Origin of the sequence: Pseudoneobacillus rhizosphaerae, assembly GCF_917563885.1 — a bacterium.
In the GTDB taxonomy this organism is placed as follows: domain Bacteria; phylum Bacillota; class Bacilli; order Bacillales; family Cytobacillaceae; genus Pseudoneobacillus; species Pseudoneobacillus rhizosphaerae.
This window is the reverse complement of the sequence record NZ_CAKJTG010000010.1, coordinates 187,340-189,284: the sequence shown is the minus strand read 5'-3', so window position 1 is coordinate 189,284 and position 1,945 is coordinate 187,340. Positions and strand designations below refer to the sequence as shown.

Here is a 1,945-nt window from a genome sequence, read left to right as displayed (position 1 = left end):
GCTGGGTTCAGAACGTCGTGAGACAGTTCGGTCCCTATCCGTCGTGGGCGTAGGAAATTTGAGAGGAGCTGTCCTTAGTACGAGAGGACCGGGATGGACGCACCGCTGGTGTACCAGTTGTTCTGCCAAGAGCATCGCTGGGTAGCTATGTGCGGACGGGATAAGTGCTGAAAGCATCTAAGCATGAAGCCCCCCTCAAGATGAGATTTCCCATAGCGTAAGCTAGTAAGAACCCTGAAAGATGATCAGGTTGATAGGTCAGAGGTGGAAGCGCGGTGACGTGTGGAGCTGACTGATACTAATCGTTCGAGGACTTAACCAAAATGTTTAATGATGAATTGTCTGTTATCTAGTTTTGAAGGAATAAAGTTTTTTGCGAATGCAAAATAACTTTCCTTAATAACATAGTCTGGTGGCGATGGCAAGAAGGTCACACCCGTTCCCATACCGAACACGGAAGTTAAGCTTCTTTGCGCCGATGGTAGTTGGAGGATTCCTCCTGTGAGAGTAGGACGTCGCCAGGCAATGCCCCTTTCGGGGCTATTATTTTGTCTAGTATTTAAGAATGGCCCCTTGGTCAAGTGGTTAAGACACCTCCCTTTCACGGAGGTAACACGGGTTCGAATCCCGTAGGGGTCACCAAGTTTTTTTGTGAAAAAATATATTTATATGGAGGATTAGCTCAGCTGGGAGAGCATCTGCCTTACAAGCAGAGGGTCGGCGGTTCGATCCCGTCATCCTCCACCAAAGATTTTTTGCGATAGCAAAAATATCTTACCTTAAGTTCTTTCGCGTTAGCAGAAATAACCTTTATATTATGCCGGTGTAGCTCAGTTGGTAGAGCAACTGACTTGTAATCAGTAGGTCGTGGGTTCGACTCCTATCGCCGGCACCAGAGTTTTTTCGCAAAAAGCGAAACTAACTTTCCTTGTACGAGCCATTAGCTCAGTTGGTAGAGCATCTGACTTTTAATCAGAGGGTCGAAGGTTCGAGTCCTTCATGGCTCACCAAGTTTTTTGCGATTGCAAAATAACCATTTTTTTATCGTAAATTATTATCATTAATATGCGGGTGTGGCGGAATTGGCAGACGCACCAGACTTAGGATCTGGCGCCGCAAGGCGTGGGGGTTCGACTCCCTTCACCCGCATTAACGTATACTTTTTGAATAGGCGGAAGTAGTTCAGTGGTAGAACACCACCTTGCCAAGGTGGGGGTCGCGGGTTCGAATCCCGTCTTCCGCTCCAAAAAGTGCCGGGGTGGCGGAACTGGCAGACGCACAGGACTTAAAATCCTGCGGTAGGTGACTACCGTACCGGTTCGATTCCGGTCCTCGGCACCAAGTAAGTATTTTGCGTAAGTAAAATAACTTTCCATAATGCGCCCGTAGCTCAATTGGATAGAGCGTCTGACTACGGATCAGAAGGTTATGGGTTCGACTCCTTTCGGGCGCGCCATAAAGTTTTTTGCGATAGCAAAATAACATTCATCTATCGGGAAGTAGCTCAGCTTGGTAGAGCACTTGGTTTGGGACCAAGGGGTCGCAGGTTCGAATCCTGTCTTCCCGACCATTTACTTTTCATCTATTTCCTGGGGTCTTAGCTCAGCTGGGAGAGCGCCTGCCTTGCACGCAGGAGGTCAGGGGTTCGATCCCCCTAGACTCCACCAACATTTTTACAACAGTAAAAATAACCAAATATCGTTTGTGGTAGCACAATTATTTTCCCTTTTCATTGTGGCGGTGTAGCTCAGCTGGCTAGAGCGTTCGGTTCATACCCGAAAGGTCGGGGGTTCGAACCCCTCCGCCGCTACCAATTATTTTCATGGAGGAATACCCAAGTTCGGCTGAAGGGATCGGTCTTGAAAACCGACAGGCGGGTCATACCGCGCGGGGGTTCGAATCCCTCTTCCTCCTCCATTATTTTTTTAGTGACAACTTTATATGT

General features: G+C 48.1%; 12 tRNA genes and 2 rRNA genes. All 14 read left to right on the top strand.

Annotated elements, in window-relative coordinates:
- Window positions 1-322, top strand: a 23S ribosomal RNA gene (locus LRP83_RS11255); the annotation flags it as partial.
- A gap of 86 nt (window positions 323-408) precedes the next feature.
- A 5S ribosomal RNA gene (rrf, locus tag LRP83_RS11250) occupies window positions 409-524 on the top strand.
- A gap of 43 nt (window positions 525-567) precedes the next feature.
- Window positions 568-642: transfer RNA gene (locus LRP83_RS11245), tRNA-Glu, on the top strand.
- A gap of 29 nt (window positions 643-671) precedes the next feature.
- Window positions 672-747, top strand: a tRNA-Val gene (locus LRP83_RS11240).
- A 72-nt stretch (window positions 748-819) separates the two neighbouring features.
- Window positions 820-895 (top strand) — tRNA-Thr (locus LRP83_RS11235).
- Between the two features lie 39 nt (window positions 896-934).
- A tRNA-Lys gene (locus LRP83_RS11230) sits at window positions 935-1,010 on the top strand.
- A gap of 57 nt (window positions 1,011-1,067) precedes the next feature.
- Window positions 1,068-1,149, top strand: a tRNA-Leu gene (locus LRP83_RS11225).
- Between the two features lie 22 nt (window positions 1,150-1,171).
- Window positions 1,172-1,246 (top strand) — tRNA-Gly (locus LRP83_RS11220).
- 6 nt (window positions 1,247-1,252) lie between these two features.
- Window positions 1,253-1,341: transfer RNA gene (locus LRP83_RS11215), tRNA-Leu, on the top strand.
- Between the two features lie 38 nt (window positions 1,342-1,379).
- Window positions 1,380-1,456 (top strand) — tRNA-Arg (locus LRP83_RS11210).
- 37 nt (window positions 1,457-1,493) lie between these two features.
- Window positions 1,494-1,570, top strand: a tRNA-Pro gene (locus LRP83_RS11205).
- 21 nt (window positions 1,571-1,591) lie between these two features.
- A tRNA-Ala gene (locus tag LRP83_RS11200) sits at window positions 1,592-1,667 on the top strand.
- 69 nt (window positions 1,668-1,736) lie between these two features.
- A tRNA-Met gene (locus LRP83_RS11195) sits at window positions 1,737-1,813 on the top strand.
- 11 nt (window positions 1,814-1,824) lie between these two features.
- Window positions 1,825-1,917 (top strand) — tRNA-Ser (locus LRP83_RS11190).
- Window positions 1,918-1,945 lie beyond the last annotated feature (28 nt).